This is a genomic window from Staphylococcus sp. HMSC035D11, from assembly GCF_001836075.1.
Taxonomy (GTDB): Bacteria; Bacillota; Bacilli; order Staphylococcales; family Staphylococcaceae; genus Staphylococcus; species Staphylococcus hominis.
Genome location: NZ_KV827224.1, coordinates 103,774 through 124,604 on the forward strand (window position 1 = coordinate 103,774; position 20,831 = coordinate 124,604).

Here is a 20,831-nt window from a genome sequence, read left to right on the forward strand (position 1 = left end):
AATATTATTTTATCAAGACTATCTACGTTTTTTTAGACGAATTTCATCTACTAAGTTCCAGATAAATTCATCTCTTTCTATTGTTTCTTGATCTTGTGAGCCATACTTACGAACATTTACTTCGTTGTTTTCAACTTCTTTATCTCCTACTACAATTTGATAAGGAATTTTTTGCATTTGTGCCTCTCGAATTTTATAGCCCATTTTTTCGTTACGATCATCAATTTCTACACGAACACCTTGAGATTTTAATTCATCTTGTAAATTTCTCGCATAGTCATAATGTAAATCTACATTTACTGGAATAATCTCAACTTGTTTTGGAGCTAACCATGTTGGGAAAGCACCTTTAGTTTCTTCAGTTAAGAAAGCTACAAAACGTTCCATAGTTGAAACTACGCCACGATGAATAACAACAGGGCGGTGATTTTCACCATCACTACCAATATAAGAAAGATCAAATCGTTCAGGTAGTAAGAAATCAAGTTGTGCAGTTGAAAGGGTTTCTTCTTTACCCATTGCAGTTTTAACTTGAACATCTAATTTAGGGCCATAGAATGCTGCTTCTCCAATGGCTTCAACATATGGTAAGCCCATTTCATCTACTGCTTCTTTAAGCATAGACTCAGCTTTATTCCACATGTCATCATCGTCCATATATTTTTCTTTATCTTCAGGATCTCTGTAACTTAATCTGAAAGTGTAATCTTCAAAACCAAAGTCTTCATAGACATCTTGTATCATATGAACAACGCGTTTGAATTCATCTTTAATTTGGTCAGGACGCACAAAGATATGAGAATCATTTAAAGTCATACCTCTTACACGTTGTAAGCCTGATACTGCACCACTTGCTTCATATCTATGCATAGTACCTAATTCAGCAATACGAATTGGTAATTCACGATAAGAATGTGGTTTATTATTATAAACCATCATATGATGTGGACAGTTCATTGGACGTAATACCATTTCTTCAGTTTCATCTAATTTCATTGGTGGGAACATATCATCTCTATAGTGATCCCAATGACCTGAAGTTTTATAAAGTTCAACATTAGCTAAAACTGGAGTATATACATGATCATATCCCATGCTTACTTCCTTATCTACAATATAACGTTCAATTTCACGGCGAATTGTTGCACCATTTGGTAACCATAGTGGAAGACCAGCACCAACAAGTTGATTATTTGTAAATAATTCTAAGTCTTTACCAATACGACGATGATCACGTTCACGACGTTCCTCTAACATTTCTAAATGTGCTTTTAAATCTTTTTTATCAAAGAAAGCAGTACCATATATACGTTGTAACATTTTATTGTCACTATCTCCACGCCAATATGCACCTGCAGTAGAAAGCAGTTTAAATTCTTTAATTTTTGAAGTTGATGGTACATGAACACCACGGCATAAATCTGTAAATTCACCTTGGCTGTATAATGTTACATTCTCATCTTCAGGAATTGCATCAATTAATTCTAATTTATATGGATCATCTTTAAAGAAATCTTTTGCTTCTTCACGAGTAACCACTTTACGTTCAATTTTATAATTTTCGTTAACAATTTGTTTCATTGTTTTTTCGATCTTTTCAAAGTCATCTGATGATACTTTTTCATCCATATCAAAGTCGTAGTAAAAACCACCTTCAATCACTGGACCAACGCCGAATTTAACATCTCCATAAATTCGTTTTAATGCTTGAGCCATTAAATGAGCAGTTGAATGACGTAATACCTCTAGAGCTTCATCACTACCAGGTGTAACAATTTCAATTGCCCCATCTTCTTCAAGTGGACGAGTTAAATCAACGAGTTGATTATTAAATTTTCCTGCTACTGCTTTTTTTCGAAGTCCAGGACTAATTGATTGTGCAATGTCTTCTGTAGTAGTTCCTTTGTCAAATGATTTTGAATTGCCATCTGGAAACTTAATATTAATTTGTTCCATATCGAAACCCTCCATAAATTTTATTCTATGATCGCTGAAGAAAATAAAAAAACTCCTCCCTATAAAAGGGACGAGTTCGTCGCGGTACCACCCTAGTTACCTAGATGTATTCTAGATATCTCTTCATAAGATAACGGTCTTGAGCCGGATACTGATTACCAGCATCTAAATATGAAGGAGTAATAATTTAATATATCAACCAAATTCTCATCAATTATTGGTTTGCTGTATGATAGAGATTAAATTACCATATCTTCATTTATTTCAACGATTTAGATTTATCTTTATTATACATCACACATTGTAAATTTCAATTATTTCGTAAATTTTTCCCATCTAAATAAAATTCATTTGCTAAACTTTTGATACGTTCGATAATTCGAGCAGCTTTCGTTATTTCTGCTCCTTTATTTGAAATAGATAAATGATGTTCTAATTCTTCCAAATTTAGATTTGAACTAAAGAATGTTGGTAATTCATGAACCATACGATAATGTAATAAGGGACCTATCACCTCATCCCTTACCCAAGTTGTGACATCCTCAGCTCCGATATCATCTAACATTAATATATTTGCTTCTCGTATACGCTCTAACTTTTCATTATAACTTCCATCTTTAAAACCACCTTTGAGTATACGAATGTATTCAGGTAAATATACTATTGTAGATGGCACATGTTTTGACTTAAGCTGGTTTGCGATCGCTCCTAAAATAAAAGATTTACCTGTTCCAAATGGGCCATGTATATAAAGACCCTTAACGCGTTCACCGTTAACTAACTTTTTACAAATATCGTTAACTTCCATCGCTATTTCAAGTCGACTTCTATCGTTGGTATAGATATCTTTAACTTTTGCATTCAACGTATCTCGTTGCATGTGATGGGCAGTAATGAGTTGTGAACTTAAACGTTCTTCATCGTATTTAATTTTGCAAGGACATAATCGATAACGAACTTTAATACGCTCATTTTCTATATATAATTCTGGAATATGACCTTTAACAAAGTTTGGACAATGTGCATAATCGTGACCATCGTAGTGTTTTTGTTGATCTTTATATTCTTGAAGTACATTTAAATCTTTATCAATCATTTCATTAGTAAGTTCTGACTGGTGTTGATTTAAAAATTGCTTAACATCAGAATCATTAATGACTTGATTTTTTATTTTAGCAATTCTTTTGTTTAAATTATCTTGATTTTTTATAAGTTTACTAAATGATTTCATCTAATCCTCCCAATCTTGTTCTAATTGAGCACGAAACGCTTCTCTATCTTTTTCAAATTGCGCATCATTATTGTTTGGTTTTTCATCTTGTTGATTTTTATTTTTTAACCACTTTGGTGTTTTTTCTATCGATGCAACGTCACGTTGTTTATACTGACGTTTTGTTTTTTTAGTTATACTATCATTGATTTGTTGATTTGTTTTCAGCGCATAATCGTATGCTTGTTGTGCAGTTTTAATACCTAACTTTTTCCAATTTGAAGCGATTTCAAATATATAGGATTTAGGAAGTTTCATTTCATTCTTAAGCATTACAAATTGTAATAAAATATTAATTACACCAAATGACAATTTTTCACGCTCTATTAACTCTTCTACCATTCTTTTTTGTTGTAAAGTTGGTTCTGATTCTGACCAAGACGCTAACATATCGATAGGACTTGTGTCTTCTAATAACTTAAACCAACTATCACTTTCCTTTATATCATCAGTAGTCTCATTTGGACTCTGTGATTGTTCTAAATGATTAGAAGGATTAGCTTTAGTTTGTAACTTAGGAAGCTGTTGTTGATGCTCAATTAAGTAATGAGACCTTGCTTGTTTTCTCATCTCTTCAAATGATAACGTTTGATTTTGTGTGATAGAGTTAAGAATGATTCGTTTCATAGAAGTAGGCGTTAACCCATATAAAGTAGCCAATTGTAAAATTAATTGTTTTGCCTCTTTAGTGATAATTTCTCCACTTATAAAATGATGTTGTAACATATCTCTCAACATATCAAAGTCAAATGATTCATTATCTAAATCTATAGTAGCTGAATGATTTTCCTTTTGAATTGTTGAAGCATCAATAGATATATTTTTATGTGGAACTTTGAATACATCAGTAAATTTGCGCGTTACTTGTTGAAATGCGTTTAAATCTGGTTCATTTTTTTCAAAATACGCTTTTAAATCTTTATATCTTCGATTATCAACTTCATTGTATAGGTATATAGATAACATTGGATCATTAAAAAATTGGTATGCAGTTGGAGGTTGAATCAATTCATATATAAACATAGACTGATTACTATCATGTTTTACAAATGTTTTAATTAACCCAATGCCTTCAAGTAAATCCATATATTCACGGAATTCTAATAAATTTATTTTAAGCTCATTCATAATAGTGTAATGTGTGAGAATAGTATCTTCAACTTCATCGATAAATTGGTTCATGAAATGATATACACCAATAGCTTTAAAGCCAATTAACGGTATGTACAATCGATTTAATATCTCTAATTGTTGATGATTAAAGAAAAAATGTCGATATACTTTAAATCCATCGTGTGGACTTAAACCATACTCATAAGATTTAAAACTCATTTATGAATCACTCCGTTTGTTATCATCCAAAATACCTTGCATCGATGCTAGTAATTGATCCACATCTTTAAACTCTTTATATACTGACGCAAATCGTACATAAGAGACTTGATCTACATGCATGAGCAAATTCATTACATGTTCACCTATATCTCTAGATGAAATTTCTGTATGACCTTTATCGCGTAATTGCCACTCTACTTTATTAGTAATGTCTTCCAATTGTTGATATCTAACTGGTCTTTTTTCACAAGATCTTACAAGGCCATTTAATATTTTTTCTCTTAAAAATTGTTCACGTGTTCCATCTTTTTTGACCACAATAAGTGGACTCACTTCAATATGTTCAAATGTTGTAAATCTTGTCCCACAATTCTCACATTCACGTCTTCTACGTATTGCGTTAGCTTCATCAGCATGTCTTGAATCTACCACACGTGAATGTGTGGCACTACATTTTGGGCATTTCATATCTGTCACCCTCTTGAATAGATTATGCTCCATTATACTATAAAAACGATTTATGACAAAAGAACTCATATGTATTAATAATAAATTGATACAACTTAGCTGTCTAAACCTATATAGAATATAAAAAGAAAGTGAAATAGAATTCAATATAAATTCTTTTTTCACTTTCCTATATATGACTCATTAAAAAATTATTTAATGTTTTTATAATGTTTTAATCTATAAAATCAAGGACATTAGATTAGGCTATCAACTCTAAAATTAACAATCTTTTATTTATTAAAAGCTTAAACTGCAGTCACAGTAGACTTTTCTACTAGTTGTTCACCAATCATTTCAGCTACTTCTACTACTCTATTAGAATAACCCCATTCATTATCATACCAAGCAATCACTTTCACCTTATGATCATCCATTACAATTGTATTCTCAGCATCGATAATAGCTGAATGTGGATTTGTATTAAAATCGACAGACACTAAAGGTGCATGTTCTACTTCTAAAACACCATCTAAATCTGAATGACGAAATGCATTATTAATTTCGTCAACAGTTACCGGTTTTTCTAAATCTACAACCAAATCAACTAAAGAAACATTTTTTGTAGGCACACGTAAAGCTAACCCATGAAGTTTACCTTCTAATTCTGGTAAAACTTCTTTCAATGCTTTTGCTGCTCCAGTAGAAGTTGGAATAATACTTTCATTACATGAACGTGCTCTACGTAAATCTTTATGAGGATTATCAATATTTTTTTGATCATTAGTAATTGCATGAACAGTAGTCATTAATCCATTGACAATACCAAATTGATCATTTAAAACTTTAGCAACTGGTCCTATACAATTTGTCGTACATGAAGCATTACTGAAAATGTCATACTTTTCAACATCTAATTTGTCATCATTTACCCCTTTAACAATCATTTGAACTTCTCCACCTTTAGATGGACCAGTTAGTAATACTTTTTTAGCTCCAGCACGAATATGTCCAACTGCTTTATCACCATGATTAAATTTTCCAGTTGCTTCAATTACGATATCTATATTTAAATCTTTCCATGGTAAATTTTCAGGATTTCTATCTGACACTAACTTAATGTCATGGTTGTCAACACGTATACCATCATCAATTGGTTCTACTTTTTTATCATAACGTCCATGCGTTGTATCATAGTTAATTAGATGTGCAATTGTTTCAGGTGGATAGCTTGCATTAATCGCAACCACATTAAAATTTTCATTATGTAATGCAATTCTTAAAACCATTCTTCCTATTCTACCCATTCCATTAATTGCAATATTTGTTGACATTTAAAGCACCCCTTGTTTTATATGTTATACTTTATAAAATTAGTATAACATAATAGATTTCGATTGAAAGCGTTTACCGAAAATAATGTAATATTTTTTACTTTTACATTTTAAGTTTATATAACTAATATATTTTATTGTATAAATAAAAAGAGTTTAAGACTTAAAATAAAGCCCTAAACTCTTTTTTATATTATTCATGAATGTATCCTTTTTCAATCAATAGTTGTTTAAGAATGGTTTCTAATTCAGATTTACTTCCTAAGTTATCTATAACATGATCAGCCATTCTGCTTTTTTTATCAATTGATATTTGACTATGAACTCTCGCTTTTGCTTGATCCAAGTCTAAATTGTTACGTTTCATTAAACGTTCAATTTGTACACTTTCTGATGTGTAGACGAGCCAAACTTCATCCACAGTATCTTGTAAATCATTCTCAAACAGAAGCGGAATATCCATAATCACATCATATCCCTGTTGTACATAGTGTTGCTTTTCTTGTTCCATAATCGTTCTTACAATAGGATGAATAATTTCATTAAGTTCTAATCGTTTTTCTGGATGATTAAATACTAATTCTCCAATGTATTCTCGATTCATTTCTCCGTCACTTGTGATTGCTTCATCGCCAAACGTTTCTTTTATTCGTTCCAAAGCAGTTGATCCTTTCTCTACTGCTTTTCTTGAAGCTATATCTGCATCGACAATTTTAAATCCATATTCTGATAATAATTTAGAAACTGTTGACTTTCCGGTAGCTATTCCACCTGTTAATCCAATTACTTTAGGCATTTATATCACCGCTCACTTTATTTATTTCTGACAATATGGGCAAAAATGACTGTTTCTAGATGCTATAACCTTTTGTTCAATATCATGGCCACATACTTTACATGTCTTTTGTTTGTATACATTTAAATGTAATTGCATTTGTCCAGTTTTTCCGTCTGCATGACGATAATCTGAAATACTGGTTCCACCATTATCAATACCCTCTTTTAAAACTTCTTGTACATAATAAAAGAGCATTTGTCTTTCTTGATGAGACGTATCTTTTACTTTTCTAGCAGGATGGATACCTGCTCTAAATAACGCTTCACAAGCATAGATATTTCCACATCCTGCTACGATTTTATGATCCAATAACATCTGTTTAATAGGTTTATTGGCTACTTTTTTTTGAGATAAATAGTGATTAAAATGTTGTAACGCTTCTTCGTCAAAAGGCTCAGGCGCTATTTCTAAAAATGAAGGATAATCTTCAAATGAATTTAAATTTCTAATCTCACCAAATCGACGTATATCTGAAAACACTAATTTTTTTCCATTATTTAAATGAAAAATCACGTGCCAATGTTTACGATAGTTGGGAATTGCTATCTCAGATAGGTGATTGACAATGAAAAACCCCCCAGCCATACCTAAATGACTAAGTAACACACGTTTACGATTATGCTTTTCAATATGAAAAACAATATATTTACTTCTTCGTTCGACTTTAATTATCTTATAGCCTTCGCAATTCAAACGAAAACCATCTAAATTCATTCCTTTGATAATCGTTTCTTTATTCTGACTTTTACCTTCAATTACTTTTTTAGAAAATGAAATACTTTTAATTGTAGTATTTACAATAAAAGGTTCTATTCCCCTTTTAACATGTTCAACTTCTGGTAATTCTGGCATTATTCATTCCTCTTTCTATTTCGCATCATACCAAGTAGGACCATAATTAGAGTCTACTTTTAATGGAACATCTAGGTCTAATGCATGCTCCATGATATCTTCAACAAATAAACTAAATTCTTCAACTTCAGACTTAGGCACTTCAAATATTAATTCATCGTGTACTTGTAAAAGTAATTTAGCTTTGTAAGACGTATGTTGAACTTGCTTATCAAATTCCACCATAGCAAGTTTAATAATATCTGCTGCACTTCCTTGAATTGGAGTGTTCATTGCTGTTCGCTCCGCAAAACCTCTTAAATTAAAATTACGACTAGTAATGTCAGGAATATAACGTCTACGATGCAATAATGTTTCAACGTAGCCATTTGCTTTAGCATCCTTTACAATGTCACTCATATATTGCTTAACTCCAGGGAAACTTGCTAAATAATCATCAATAAATATTTTTGCCTCTTTACGAGTTATATTTAAGCTTTGACTTAAGCCATAATCACTAATACCATAAACGATTCCAAAATTTACAGCTTTGGCTTGTCTACGCATTAAATCAGTGACTTCCTCCGCTTCAACACCGAATACTTTTCGTGCTGTAGCAGTATGAATATCCTGTCCATGAATAAATGCTTCTTTTAAACTGTCATCTTGTGTAATATGTGCTAAGACACGTAATTCAATTTGAGAATAATCAGCAGATAAAATAACACTGTCTTCAGATGAAGGTTTAAATGCTTTACGTATTTTACGCCCTTCTTCAAGTCGAATCGGTATATTTTGTAAATTAGGATCAACTGAAGATAATCGTCCAGTTTGTGCTAATGTTTGATTAAAACGAGTGTGTATACGCTTATCATTACTAATGACTTTTTGTAAACCTTCCACATAAGTAGATTGTAATTTAGCTAATTGACGATATTCTAAAATATCATTAATGATAGGATGTTCATTCTGTAACTGTTCTAGGACATCGACCGCTGTAGAATAACCTGTTTTTGTTTTTTTAATGACAGGTAGTTTTAATGTTTCAAATAAAACAACACCGAGTTGTTTAGGCGAATTAATGTTAAATTCTTCACCTGCTGCATCATGAATACGCTGAACTAACAATTCTAACTTCTCTTGTAATTCTTGTTGCATGCGTTGTAAATCATTTATATCTGTATAAATACCAATTTCTTCCATTTTACTTAAAATACGTGCTAGCGGAAGTTCTAAATCTTTTAGTAAATTCATTTGTTGATGTGATTCTAGTTCTTTTTCCATTAACGGTTTAACAGCATCAATAGATTTAGTAATAGATGCAATATGCGTATTTAAAATTTCAGCATTAGGAACTTGTCGCTTTTTACCTTTCCCATAAATAGAGACATCTTCTTTAACATACGTTTGATGATAATTTGTTACAACCGAATAGACATCATCAATCGTTCGTGATGGATCAATAATGTAGCTTGCTAACATCGCATCAAAAACGATATTTTGAATGGTAATATTTAATCTGTGTGCTATAACAAATGTTTTCTTTGCATCATAAACTACCTTTTTAGAATTTTCATTTTCCAACCATTTAATAAGTTCTGGATAATCTTTAATATTATCTGCATCAACTACGATATAACGTTCTTTATCATAAAATCCAAACTTTAAAATATCATCTTTTAAATAATTAGAACCATCTATTTCGAAATGAATCACTGCTTCATCAAGATGATTAAAATCAACATATTCAAATGTAGGCAAAATATCAAAAGAAACTTGTTTTTGTTCTTGCTCAAATTCAGATACTTCATTATCTATATCTGCTAATAATTGTTTAAATTCTAATTTCTTAAAAAGTTCAATTTTTTCATGATTATCCTTGATATCACTTAATTTCGTATCACTTAAAGTGACTTCTATTGGACTATGTCGATTAATTGTAGCAAGCTCTTTACTCATTAATGCATCTTCATGACTAAGTTCGAGCTTTTCTTTTAATTTTTTACCAGATACTTTATCAATATTCTCATAGACACCTTCTACAGAATCAAATTGATTTAAAAGTTTAATTGCTGTTTTTTCTCCTACTCCAGCTACACCGGGTATATTGTCTGAACTATCTCCCATTAAACCTTTCATATCAATAATTTGTATTGGTTTTAAACCATTATATTTTTCTGCTATAAATTCTGGAGTATAGTGATCAACGTCTGTGACCCCTTTTTTAGTATAATAAATAGTCACATTTTGAGTTGCTAACTGTGTTAAGTCTCTATCTCCAGTTACAATAATAGTTTCAAAATCATTTTGATCTGCTTCTTTACTTAATGTACCAATAATGTCATCTGCTTCGTAGTTTTCTAATTCATAATGTTTAATATGATAAGCATCTAACAATTGTCGAATATAGGGGAATTGTTCGCTTAATTCGGGTGGTGTTTTTTGACGTCCACCTTTGTATTCACTATATTTAGAATGTCTAAAAGTAGTCTTACCTGCGTCAAAGGCTACTAAGAAATGTGTAGGTTGTTCTTCTCTGATAATTTTTTCGAGTAATTTGGCAAACCCAAGAATCGCATTTGTATGAATACCTGCTTTATTAGATAAAAGTGGCAATGCGTAAAAAGCTCTAAAACTTAAACTATTGCCATCTATCAATACTAATTTATTCAAATTTTAAACCTCCAGAATGAGTTTAATTATATTTTAGCATAAACCTTTGGTCATAACGACTGAACGATATTTTACGAATGTCAAAAAATAAAATCCTACAAGTTTAGGTCCCTTTAAAATCCTAAAAACATAAAAAAGTATTTTAAAGTGTGGATGACCTAAACTTGTAGGACAAAATAGTTATTCGATTTTATCTATAAATGAGACTCTAAATAGCGATCCTTTATTCAGTTCACTTTCGACCATAATGGTACCGTGAAGTGCTTCTACAATATGTTTTGTAATCGATAATCCTAAACCTGTTCCACCAGAGTCACGACTTCTTGCTTTATCTACTCTATAAAATCTCTCAAAAATATGCTTTTGATCTTTTTTGTCTATCCCAATGCCATAATCTTGGATTTCTAGATTAACTTTTATATCTTCTCTGTAAACTCTAACAATAACTTTATTATTTTCATATGAATAGTTAATGGCATTTGAAAGTAAATTCGTGATAACTTGAGACAATTTTCCTTCATGCGCTTTAATAATAACATCATTTTCTATTTCAGATTTAATAGCGATATTTTTATACTTAGCTTGAGTTTGTAGATTATGGATTGTATTATGTGCTAAATCTGAAAGATTAACATAAGTAGTCTCAATCTCAGTTTGTTGTTCAATATGAGATAAATCCAATAAATCCATGACAAGTGATTCTATACGATTTGATTCTTTTAAAATAATATTTAAAAACATATCAAGGGATTGTTCATCATTCTTTGCACCTTCAATTAAGGTTTCTGCAAATCCTTTAATTGAAGTGATTGGAGTTTTAAGTTCATGTGAAACATTTGCAACAAACTCACGTCTCAAATTCTCTAATTTTTTTAGATTAGTGATATCATGTAATACTACAACCATACCTTGAAGTTTCTTTTTTGATTTACTTAAAATGGGAATACAAGAAACATCAAAATATTTTTGATGAACATCATTAATGTATAACTCAATTTGTTCATGCAACGGTTTTTCAGTTTTAAAGCTTTCAATAATAAGATGTTGAATTTCTTTATCTAAATGTACAGTATAATCTTTATTTTCGACTTTACTATCTGGTTTGAACACCTCGTAATAAGCATGGTTTGCAATAACAATTTCACCTTGTTTATCTATCATTAATACCGAACTAGGAATATTTTCTAATGTTGTTTTAAGGCGATTAGATTGCATTTTTTGTTTATTATTTAATTTTTGCAATCGTCTTGCTAAATCATTGGTAGTAACAAATAATGCTTTTGTTTCTTTCACATTACTTTCAGGTACTCTAACATGATAATATCCATCTGCAATTAAAGATGTCGCATAAGTAACTTCGTTGATTGGTCGTATATAGGTGCGATTAATGCTTCTTACAGCTAAATAAATAGCAAATAACACAATGATTCCAATTAATGATAAGTACTTCCACATATTTTTTTGTAAATCTAAAATTTCAGTATTAATACCACTTATGTATATTGTTTGATTACTTACAATATTTTTAAATGTGTAATCCACCTTATCCTTATTTTTATGATATATAATATTCGAAGGATTAGCTGCATTATCAATAGTATGATTAATTTGATGTTGATTGCCAGTTTGATATAACACATGTCCATTTTCAGAAATTTTAACAACCAAATTTTGATTTTGTGCTATACGCTGAATGTCTGCTTGTTTATTTCGCTTATTTAAATTTACGATATTTTCTGATAAATGATTTAATTCTCTAGTTTGAGTATCTGATAATATCTGATAAATCGTATGATGAAGAATTGCACCTAAGCCTATAAAACTAATAATTGTGATTGTACATAGTAGAAGTAATAATCTATGATGAAATTTAATCATTAAGCTTTAGGTCTTTCTAATTTATAACCCAATCCACGAACTGTTTTTATCAACTTAGGTTGTTTAGGATTTTCTTCTAATTTATCTCTTAAATGACTAATATGAACATCTACAATTCTTGAATCTCCTGCAAACTCGTAATTCCACACTGAATTTAACATATGTTCTCTAGTAATTACGCGTCCTTGACGTTCAATAAGATAAAGTAATAACTCAAATTCTTTAGGAGTAAGTTCAAGCAAGGTATCATCTCTATAGACTTCAAAGAATTCAGGACGAATTCTAATATTATCAATTACAATATCTTCATCCTCCACGTCATCTTTTACGACTTCATTAGCAATTTGAGAGCGTCTTAAAATAGCTTTTACTCTTGCTACAACTTCTCTTGGAGAGAAAGGTTTAGTCATGTAATCATCAGCACCTAATTCTAAGCCTAAAACACGATCAAACTCATCATCTTTAGCCGTTAACATTAAAATAGGTACAAGATTTTTATCAGATCGAATCGTTTTACATACTTCTATTCCATCTTTTTTAGGTAACATGACATCTAATACAATCAGTTCAGGTTTAACCTCTTTAACTTTTTTGAGTGCTTCTTCACCATCATACGCTACATCTACAATATAACCTGCTGTTTCTAAGTTATATTTTAGTAACGTTACTATTGATTGCTCGTCATCAACCACTAATACTTTTTGTGACATGATTTGCCTCCCTAAATAGAATTAACAATTTCAATTTTATTATAACTGAAATTTAAATAAAAATAACATACAACATATTGAATTTACATAAACTTAACATTTACTTATTATTTTCAATTTGTTAAGAATATTTTTCGTTAATCTTGTTTTGATATTTATTAATAATGAACAAAAACAGTCTAAGACATCAAAATCCATCTTAGACTGTTTTATCAAAATAAATATTATTTTAAGTTTTTAATCAATTCATCGGCAAATTCTGAAGTTGATACTTCAGTAGCTCTGTCCATTAAGCGAGCAAAATCATATGTCACAATTTTAGAAGCAATTGTAGCTTCAATAGCATCAGTAATTTTATCAGCCGCTTCTTGCCATCCTAAATGTTCTAACATTAATACAGAACTTAATAATTCAGATGATGGATTCACTTTATTTAAGTTAGCATACTTTGGTGCTGTACCATGTGTTGCTTCAAAAATAGCATGCCCTGTCTCATAGTTAATATTAGCACCAGGAGCAATACCGATTCCTCCTACTTGTGCAGCAAGTGCATCTGAGATATAGTCGCCATTTAAGTTCATTGTAGCTACTACATCATGTTCTGCTGGACGTGTTAAAATTTGTTGTAAGAAAATATCTGCTATTGAATCTTTAATAATAATTTTACCGTCTTTTTCAGCTTGTTGTTGTGCGTCATTTGCAGCATCTTTACCATCTTTTTCAGCAATGTCATCATATTGTTGCCAAGTAAATACTTTATCAGAAAATTCGTTATGAGCTAAATCATAACCCCATTGTTTAAATGATCCTTCTGTAAACTTCATAATATTACCTTTGTGAACTAATGTTACTGATTTACGGTTATTATCAATTGCATATTGAATAGCTGATCTTACTAAACGTTCGGTTCCTTCTTTAGAAACTGGTTTAATACCAATACCAGAAGTTTCGGGAAAACGAATATTTGTAGCACCCATTTCATTTTGTAAGAAGTCAATAACTTTTTTAACTTCTTCTGTTCCTTCTTTAAATTCAATTCCAGCATAAATATCCTCAGTATTTTCACGGAAGATAACCATATCAACATCTTGAGGACGTTTTACTGGTGAAGGTACACCTTTAAACCAACGTACTGGACGAAGACAAGTAAACAAATCCAATTCTTGTCTTAATGCTACATTTAAAGAACGAATGCCTCCGCCAATTGGTGTAGTTAATGGCCCTTTAATTGCGATTAAGTATTCTTTGATGGTATCTAAAGTTTCTTGTGGTAACCATTCACCAGTTTCATCGTACGCTTTTTGACCAGCTAATACCTCTTTCCACTCAATACGCTTTTCACCGTTATATGCTTTTTCAACCGCCGCATCAACAACACGACTAGCTGCTTTCCAAATATCAGGACCGATACCATCCCCAATAATAAATGGAATAATTGGTTCATTAGGTACATTTAATAATTCATCATTTGCTCTAGTAATTTTTTCAGCTGCCATTATAAAACCCTCCATAAATTAAATTTTGAAATATTTTATCTTTCTTCTACTGGTACATATTTACGATTTGTTTCTCCAACATATTTTGCACGCGGACGAATAATTCGATTATCACGATATTGTTCTAAAATATGCGCGGTCCATCCTGCAGTACGACTTACAGCAAAGATAGGTGTAAAAATATCGTGTGGAATTTCCATGCTATGATAAACAGTTGCACTAAAGAAGTCTACATTTGGAATTAAACCTTTTTCATCATGCATACGCTTTTCAATTGCAAGAGAAATTTCATATAATTCGTTATGTCCAGTTTCAGAAGTTATTTTTCGACTCATTTCTTTTAAGTACTTGGCACGTGGATCTCCCTCTTTATATACACGATGACCGAATCCCATGATTTTTTCTTTGTTAGCAAGTTTCTTATCTAAATAATTATCTACTTCATCAAGTGATTTAACTTCTGATAGCATTTTCATAACTTGTTCATTTGCTCCACCATGTAAAGGGCCTTTTAATGAACCAATTGCTGCTACAATACCTGAATACATATCAGATAAAGATGATACTGCGCATCTTGCTGTAAATGCTGAAGCATTAAGTTCATGATCAGCATGTAATATTAAAGCTTTATTAAAAGCTTCAACTTCAGTATCAGATGGCAATTCCCCTTTTAACATATACAAGAAGTTTGCTGCATAGCTTAAATCAGAATTGGGCTTAACAGGTTCCTTTCCTTCTCGCACGCGTGAAAACGCTGTAACTAATGATGCAATCTTTGCTTGGATACGAATAGCTCGATTTTTTCGACTTTCATCTGTTTCCTCTTCAGCATCTGGATCAAAGTGTGCAATATAAGAAACAGAGGAACGTAATGCAGTCATTGGATGTACATCATCCGTAGCATATTCTTCAAAATGCTTATATACCCTTGGATTTAATGTCATATATTGTTTAAGTTTCTCTTTTAATTCTTCAAGTTCTTCTTGTGTTGGTAATCTATAATTCCATAATAAGAACATGATTTCTTCAAATTGAGCATTTTCAGCTAAATCATCAATATCATATCCTGAATAAGTTAATTGACTGTCAATAATTGAACTAATTTTAGTTTCTGCTGCGATAACCCCTTCTAAACCTTTTTGTAATTCTGCCATAAGTAATTCCCCTTTTCTTTTACATAATGTAATGGCTTTCATAAAATAGTATATCTAAAATTATAAGTTTTGTGAATAATTATATATGTGGTTTAAATTTTCATTGGTAAATTATTTATATATTAATTTTAATTATAATGATAGTAAAAATTGTTATAAAGCTATTTATGAATAGTAAGACAAGGTTGACTTATGTGAAAATAATGAATATTTTAATTATTTATCAACAATGATTATTTTTTATTAACTCAATGTTAATAAAATTTTTAGAAAAAATTTAGAAAAATAATTGTCGAATTTAATATATAAGTGCATAATTAATATTAATTAAATGTAAGGGAGTTGTCTTATGGCAGAAGAAAAATTACAAAGAGGATTAAGTAATCGTCATGTACAATTGATTGCTCTTGGTGGCGCTATCGGAACTGGATTATTCTTAGGTGCAGGTCAAACTATAGCTATGACTGGACCTTCTATTCTATTAACCTATATCATTATTGGATTCATGCTATTTATGTTTATGAGAGGTCTTGGAGAAATCATCATTCAAAATACTCGTTTTAAATCATTTGCTGATGTAACAAACGAGTATATTGGACCGTTTGCAGGATTCGTTACTGGATGGACATATTGGTTATGCTGGATTATAACGGGAATGGCAGAAGTAACTGCAGTTGCTAAATATGTTAGTTTCTGGTTTCCAACTATACCAAACTGGATTACTGCTCTGTTTTGCGTATTAATATTAATGGTTTTTAACTTATTAAGTGCAAAATTATTTGGAGAATTAGAATTCTGGTTTGCTATTATTAAAATTATAACTATTATAGCTTTAATCGTCATTGGTGCAATAATGATTTTATTTGCTTATAAAACTCAATTTGGACATGCAAGTTTAACTAATCTTTATAAACATGGTATTTTTACCAATGGAACCTCTGGTTTCTTTATGTCATTCCAAATGGCTTTATTCTCATTTGTTGGTATTGAAATGATTGGGGTAACCGCTGGTGAAACTAAAGATCCAGAAAAAACAATACCTAAAGCTATAGATGCAGTACCAATTAGAATTTTAATTTTCTATGTAGGTGCTTTAGCAGTCATTATGTCTATTATTCCTTGGGACAAAGTGGATCCAAATGAGAGCCCATTTGTTAGATTGTTCTCATTAATTGGTATTCCGTTTGCAGCTGGATTAATTAACTTTGTAGTTTTAACTGCTGCTGCTTCATCTTGTAATAGTGGTATCTTCTCAAATAGTCGTATGTTATTTGGATTATCTGAACAAAAACAAGCGCCTTCTATATTTAAAAGTACTAACAAACAAGGTGTACCACATATCGCAATTATAGTATCATCTGCGTTATTATTGGTGACAGCATTATTAAACTATATTTTTCCAAATGCAACGCTAGTATTTACATATGTTACAACAATTTCAACAGTATTATTTATTATCGTGTGGGCTTTAATTATTTGGGCTTATATTAATTATCATAGAAAAAATCCTGAATTACATAAAAAAGCAAAATTCAAACTTCCTGGTGGAAAATATATGGCCTATATTATTTTAGCATTCTTCATATTTGTGTTTTGTTTACTATTTGTAAATGCAACAACAAGAAACGCTATTTTCTTAACACCCATTTGGTTTATTATTTTAGGTATTATGTATTTAAGATATAAAAAAGTAGCAAATTAACATTAAAATATCAATATAAAAAATGACTGGAACAATTGATAATGTTCCAGTCATTTTTATGTTAATGCAGTCGATGTCTGAATTGAAATACTCTTGTAATAAGCATTTTTAAACACTACTATCCCCAACATAGAGATTTTCTTAATGAAAATCTACGTTCAACGCAAGGTGGGACGACGAATACGGCTCTATTCCACTTTTTTAATATGTTTAAATAATATAAAAAAGAGCGAGAATTTTATCCACTAATGTGGTTATTCTCGCTCTTCTAGCATTTTAATTAAACATACTTATACAGTTGTTTAATTAAAGGACATTCGCATACCCTTCAAAAATTCTACCTTGATTTGCATCAACAGTAATTAATAAGTCATTTTTCAATTCTTTAGTTGCATTTTCAACACCAATAATAGTTGGGATACCTTGTTCAAGTCCAACGATTGCACTTGGTGATGTTATACCGTTTTCTTCAGTAATTAAACCTGCAGCTTTTTCAACATATGGAACATAGCTTTCGTCTACTGAATTAGTCACAATAATTGATTCACTTAGGTCTTTTCCTTCTAAATCACTAGCAGTTTTAGAAATCACTGTTTTACCAGTTGTTGATCCACGACCAACACCTTGACCTTTAGCAATTTCATCACCTACTAAATGTAATTTCATCATATTAGTCGTACCTTTTTCACCAGTTGGAACGCCAGCAGTAATGATAATTAAATCACCATTACCAACTTTTTCAGTAGCAACAGCTGTTGCTACTGCATTATTTAATAAATCATCTGTTGTTTTACGTCCTTTTTTAACAACTGGATATGCACCCCATACTAGTGCTAATTGTCTTGCAGTATGTTCACTAGGTGTTACTGCAATAATATCTGAATGTGGACGATATTTAGAAATTGTAATCGCTGTTGAACCACTTTCAGTTGCAGCTACAATTGCTTTAACATTTAAGTTTAGAGCAGTATGTGCTACAGATACACCAATCGCATTTACTAATGATGTTTCTACTAATTTAGTACGATCAGATAATAATTTTTTGTAATCTTGAGCAGCTTCAGCTGAAATTGCGATATTTCTCATTGTTTTAACTGCTTCTTCAGGATATTGTCCTGCAGCTGTTTCACCAGATAACATAACTGCATCTGTACCATCATAGATTGCATTAGCAACGTCACTTGCTTCAGCTCTTGTTGCACGTGGATTACGTTGCATTGAATCAAGCATTTGAGTTGCAGTAATGACAGGTTTTCCTAATTTATTACATTTTCTAATTAAATCTTTTTGAACGATTGGCACAGATTCAGGTGGAATTTCAACACCCATGTCACCACGCGCAACCATTAAACCATCAGATACTTCTAAAATCTCTTCGATATTGTCAATACCTTCTTGGTTTTCAATTTTAGGGAAGATCGTAATATTATCATTATTTTCTTGTTCTAAAATTTCGCGAATATCTAATACATCACTAGGACGACGTACAAAGCTTGCTGCAATGTAATCAATATCTTCTTTAATACCAAATTTAATATCTGCAGCATCTTTATCAGTGATACCAGGTAAGTTTACTTTAACACCAGGTAAGTTTACACCTTTTTTATTTTTTAATTCACCAGTATTTAAGATATCACATTTAACTTCGCCTTTATCTTTATCAATATCTTTAACTTGTAATTCTACTAAACCATCATCTAATAAAATGTATGATCCAATTTGAACATCATTAATTAAATCTTCATATGTGACTGAGAATTTTTCAGGTGTACCTTCAACTTGAGACATACTCACAATAACTTCTTTACCTTTTTCAAGTACAATCAAGCCGTCTTTCATATCATGTGTACGAATTTCAGGTCCTTTAGTATCTAATAAAATACCAATAGTTTTACCTAATTTTTTAGATACTTTACGAATTGAATCAATACGTGCTTTATGTTCTTCATGACTACCATGAGAGAAATTTAAACGTGCAACGTTCATTCCAGCATTCATTAATTTTTCTAACATTTCCTCAGACTCTGAAGCAGGTCCTATAGTACATACAATTTTAGTCTTTCTCATTATAAAAGCCTCCTAAATTAAATAGATAATTCTTTTGCTAAGTCATAAATACGAGTGTTGAATTTATGGCTTTCATTATTGAAAATTTCATCAAATGGTGTTGCTGTAAGTTGGTTATTTTGTATACCTACACCGAATCCTGTTTGACCTTGCATTAACAATTCAACAGCATAACCGCCTAATCTTGAAGCAAGCACTCGATCTACACCAGATGGACTACCACCACGTTGGATGTGACCAAGAACAGATACACGTGCATCAACATTGATATATTTAGTTAATTGTTCTGCACATTCATGGCCACTCATACAACCTTCTGCTACCATAACGATAGAATGTTTTTTTCCACGTTTAATACCACTTTCAATTTTTTCAGCAACATCTTTAATATCTGTGTGCACTTCTGGAACTAAGATGGTTTCAGCACCTACTGACAATCCAGCCCACAGTGCTAAATCACCACAATCACGTCCCATTACTTCTACAACAAAAGTTCTCGCATGACTTGAAGCAGTATCTCTGATTTTATCGACACAGTCAATAATCGTATTTAATGCTGTATCGAAACCAATCGTGAAATCAGTACCATTAATATCATTATCAATTGTTCCAGGGATACCAATTGTTTTTATATCGGTTGTTTCTTCGCTAATACGTTGAGCACCTCTATAACTGCCATCTCCACCGACTACTACAAGTCCTTCAATACCATGCTTGTGTAAGTTCTCAATCCCTTTTTGTCTTACACTCTCATCTTTAAACTGAGGACATCTAGCAGAATATAGAAAAGTTCCTCCTCGTTGAATCGTATCTCCAACACTTCCTAATTCAAGTTTGTGGATATTATCATCAAGTAAACCTTGATAACCCTGATAAACACCAAAAACTTCGATATTATTATAAATTGCTTTTCGTACGACTGCTCTAACAGCAGCATTCATGCCTGGTGAATCTCCACCACTTGTTAATACCGCAATTCTCTTCATAGCGACATACCCTTTCCTAACTATAATAATCTTCATGTATAAATTACCATAATTTTATTATCTATTCCATTAATATTAATAGATTATATATATGTAAACGTTTTAAATTTTTAATTTAATTTATATAAAAAAAATGACTAGAAATTTAATTAAA

General features: G+C 31.1%; 15 protein-coding genes. 1 reads left to right on the forward strand and 14 read right to left on the reverse strand.

Annotated features, from left to right (window positions below; genetic code table 11):
- Positions 1-18: 18 nt before the first annotated feature.
- The 12 genes from thrS to HMPREF2647_RS02085 form a co-directional block, all read right to left on the reverse strand.
- Positions 19-1,956 carry a threonine--tRNA ligase gene (gene thrS, locus HMPREF2647_RS02030; protein ID WP_049419698.1) on the reverse strand — a complete coding sequence of 646 codons (1,938 nt, stop codon included), beginning with the start codon at positions 1,954-1,956 and terminating at the stop codon, positions 19-21.
- A gap of 310 nt (positions 1,957-2,266) precedes the next feature.
- Positions 2,267-3,187 (reverse strand): primosomal protein DnaI, encoded by a 921-nt coding sequence (gene dnaI, locus HMPREF2647_RS02035; protein WP_049434657.1) that lies wholly within the window; start codon positions 3,185-3,187, stop codon positions 2,267-2,269.
- The gene (locus HMPREF2647_RS02040; RefSeq protein ID WP_017176138.1) at positions 3,188-4,558 is read right to left on the reverse strand and encodes a replication initiation and membrane attachment family protein; all 1,371 of its coding nucleotides are present in this window, start codon (positions 4,556-4,558) and stop codon (positions 3,188-3,190) included.
- Positions 4,559-5,029 carry a transcriptional regulator NrdR gene (nrdR, locus tag HMPREF2647_RS02045; RefSeq protein WP_017176137.1) on the reverse strand — a complete coding sequence of 157 codons (471 nt, stop codon included), beginning with the start codon at positions 5,027-5,029 and terminating at the stop codon, positions 4,559-4,561. It abuts the gene before it with no gap.
- Between the two features lie 287 nt (positions 5,030-5,316).
- On the reverse strand, positions 5,317-6,342 hold the full coding sequence (gene gap / locus HMPREF2647_RS02050; RefSeq protein ID WP_017176136.1) for a type I glyceraldehyde-3-phosphate dehydrogenase: 1,026 nt from the start codon (positions 6,340-6,342) through the stop codon (positions 5,317-5,319).
- A 193-nt stretch (positions 6,343-6,535) separates the two neighbouring features.
- Positions 6,536-7,138, reverse strand: coding sequence for a dephospho-CoA kinase (coaE, locus tag HMPREF2647_RS02055; protein ID WP_017176135.1), 603 nt, complete (start codon positions 7,136-7,138; stop codon positions 6,536-6,538).
- Between the two features lie 21 nt (positions 7,139-7,159).
- On the reverse strand, positions 7,160-8,032 hold the full coding sequence (gene mutM / locus HMPREF2647_RS02060; RefSeq protein WP_017176134.1) for a bifunctional DNA-formamidopyrimidine glycosylase/DNA-(apurinic or apyrimidinic site) lyase: 873 nt from the start codon (positions 8,030-8,032) through the stop codon (positions 7,160-7,162).
- A gap of 15 nt (positions 8,033-8,047) precedes the next feature.
- Positions 8,048-10,684: a DNA polymerase I gene (gene polA, locus HMPREF2647_RS02065; RefSeq protein ID WP_070443226.1), complete on the reverse strand. Its 2,637-nt coding sequence runs from the start codon at positions 10,682-10,684 to the stop codon at positions 8,048-8,050.
- Between the two features lie 180 nt (positions 10,685-10,864).
- The gene (gene pnpS, locus HMPREF2647_RS02070) at positions 10,865-12,562 is read right to left on the reverse strand and encodes a two-component system histidine kinase PnpS (protein ID WP_070859447.1); all 1,698 of its coding nucleotides are present in this window, start codon (positions 12,560-12,562) and stop codon (positions 10,865-10,867) included.
- On the reverse strand, positions 12,562-13,272 hold the full coding sequence (locus HMPREF2647_RS02075; RefSeq protein ID WP_017176131.1) for a response regulator transcription factor: 711 nt from the start codon (positions 13,270-13,272) through the stop codon (positions 12,562-12,564). The genes pnpS and HMPREF2647_RS02075 overlap by 1 nt, the downstream gene beginning before the upstream one ends.
- A 224-nt stretch (positions 13,273-13,496) precedes the next feature.
- A complete protein-coding gene (gene icd, locus HMPREF2647_RS02080) occupies positions 13,497-14,768 on the reverse strand; it encodes an NADP-dependent isocitrate dehydrogenase (protein ID WP_017176130.1) in 1,272 nt (423 codons plus the stop codon).
- Positions 14,769-14,803: 35 nt separating this feature from the next.
- Entirely contained in the window at positions 14,804-15,922 is a 1,119-nt protein-coding gene (locus tag HMPREF2647_RS02085) for a citrate synthase (protein ID WP_070859449.1), read from the reverse strand.
- Between the two features lie 349 nt (positions 15,923-16,271).
- Between HMPREF2647_RS02085 and HMPREF2647_RS02090 the strand changes: the two genes are divergently transcribed.
- On the forward strand, positions 16,272-17,624 hold the full coding sequence (locus HMPREF2647_RS02090) for an amino acid permease (protein WP_017176128.1): 1,353 nt from the start codon (positions 16,272-16,274) through the stop codon (positions 17,622-17,624).
- A 306-nt stretch (positions 17,625-17,930) separates the two neighbouring features.
- Here the strand turns inward: HMPREF2647_RS02090 and pyk are convergent, their stop codons facing one another.
- Together pyk and pfkA are read right to left on the reverse strand one after the other, a co-directional pair.
- Positions 17,931-19,691: a pyruvate kinase gene (pyk, locus tag HMPREF2647_RS02095; protein ID WP_017176127.1), complete on the reverse strand. Its 1,761-nt coding sequence runs from the start codon at positions 19,689-19,691 to the stop codon at positions 17,931-17,933.
- A 17-nt stretch (positions 19,692-19,708) separates the two neighbouring features.
- The gene (pfkA, locus tag HMPREF2647_RS02100; protein WP_002448931.1) at positions 19,709-20,677 is read right to left on the reverse strand and encodes a 6-phosphofructokinase; all 969 of its coding nucleotides are present in this window, start codon (positions 20,675-20,677) and stop codon (positions 19,709-19,711) included.
- Between the last annotated feature and the right edge of the window lie 154 nt (positions 20,678-20,831).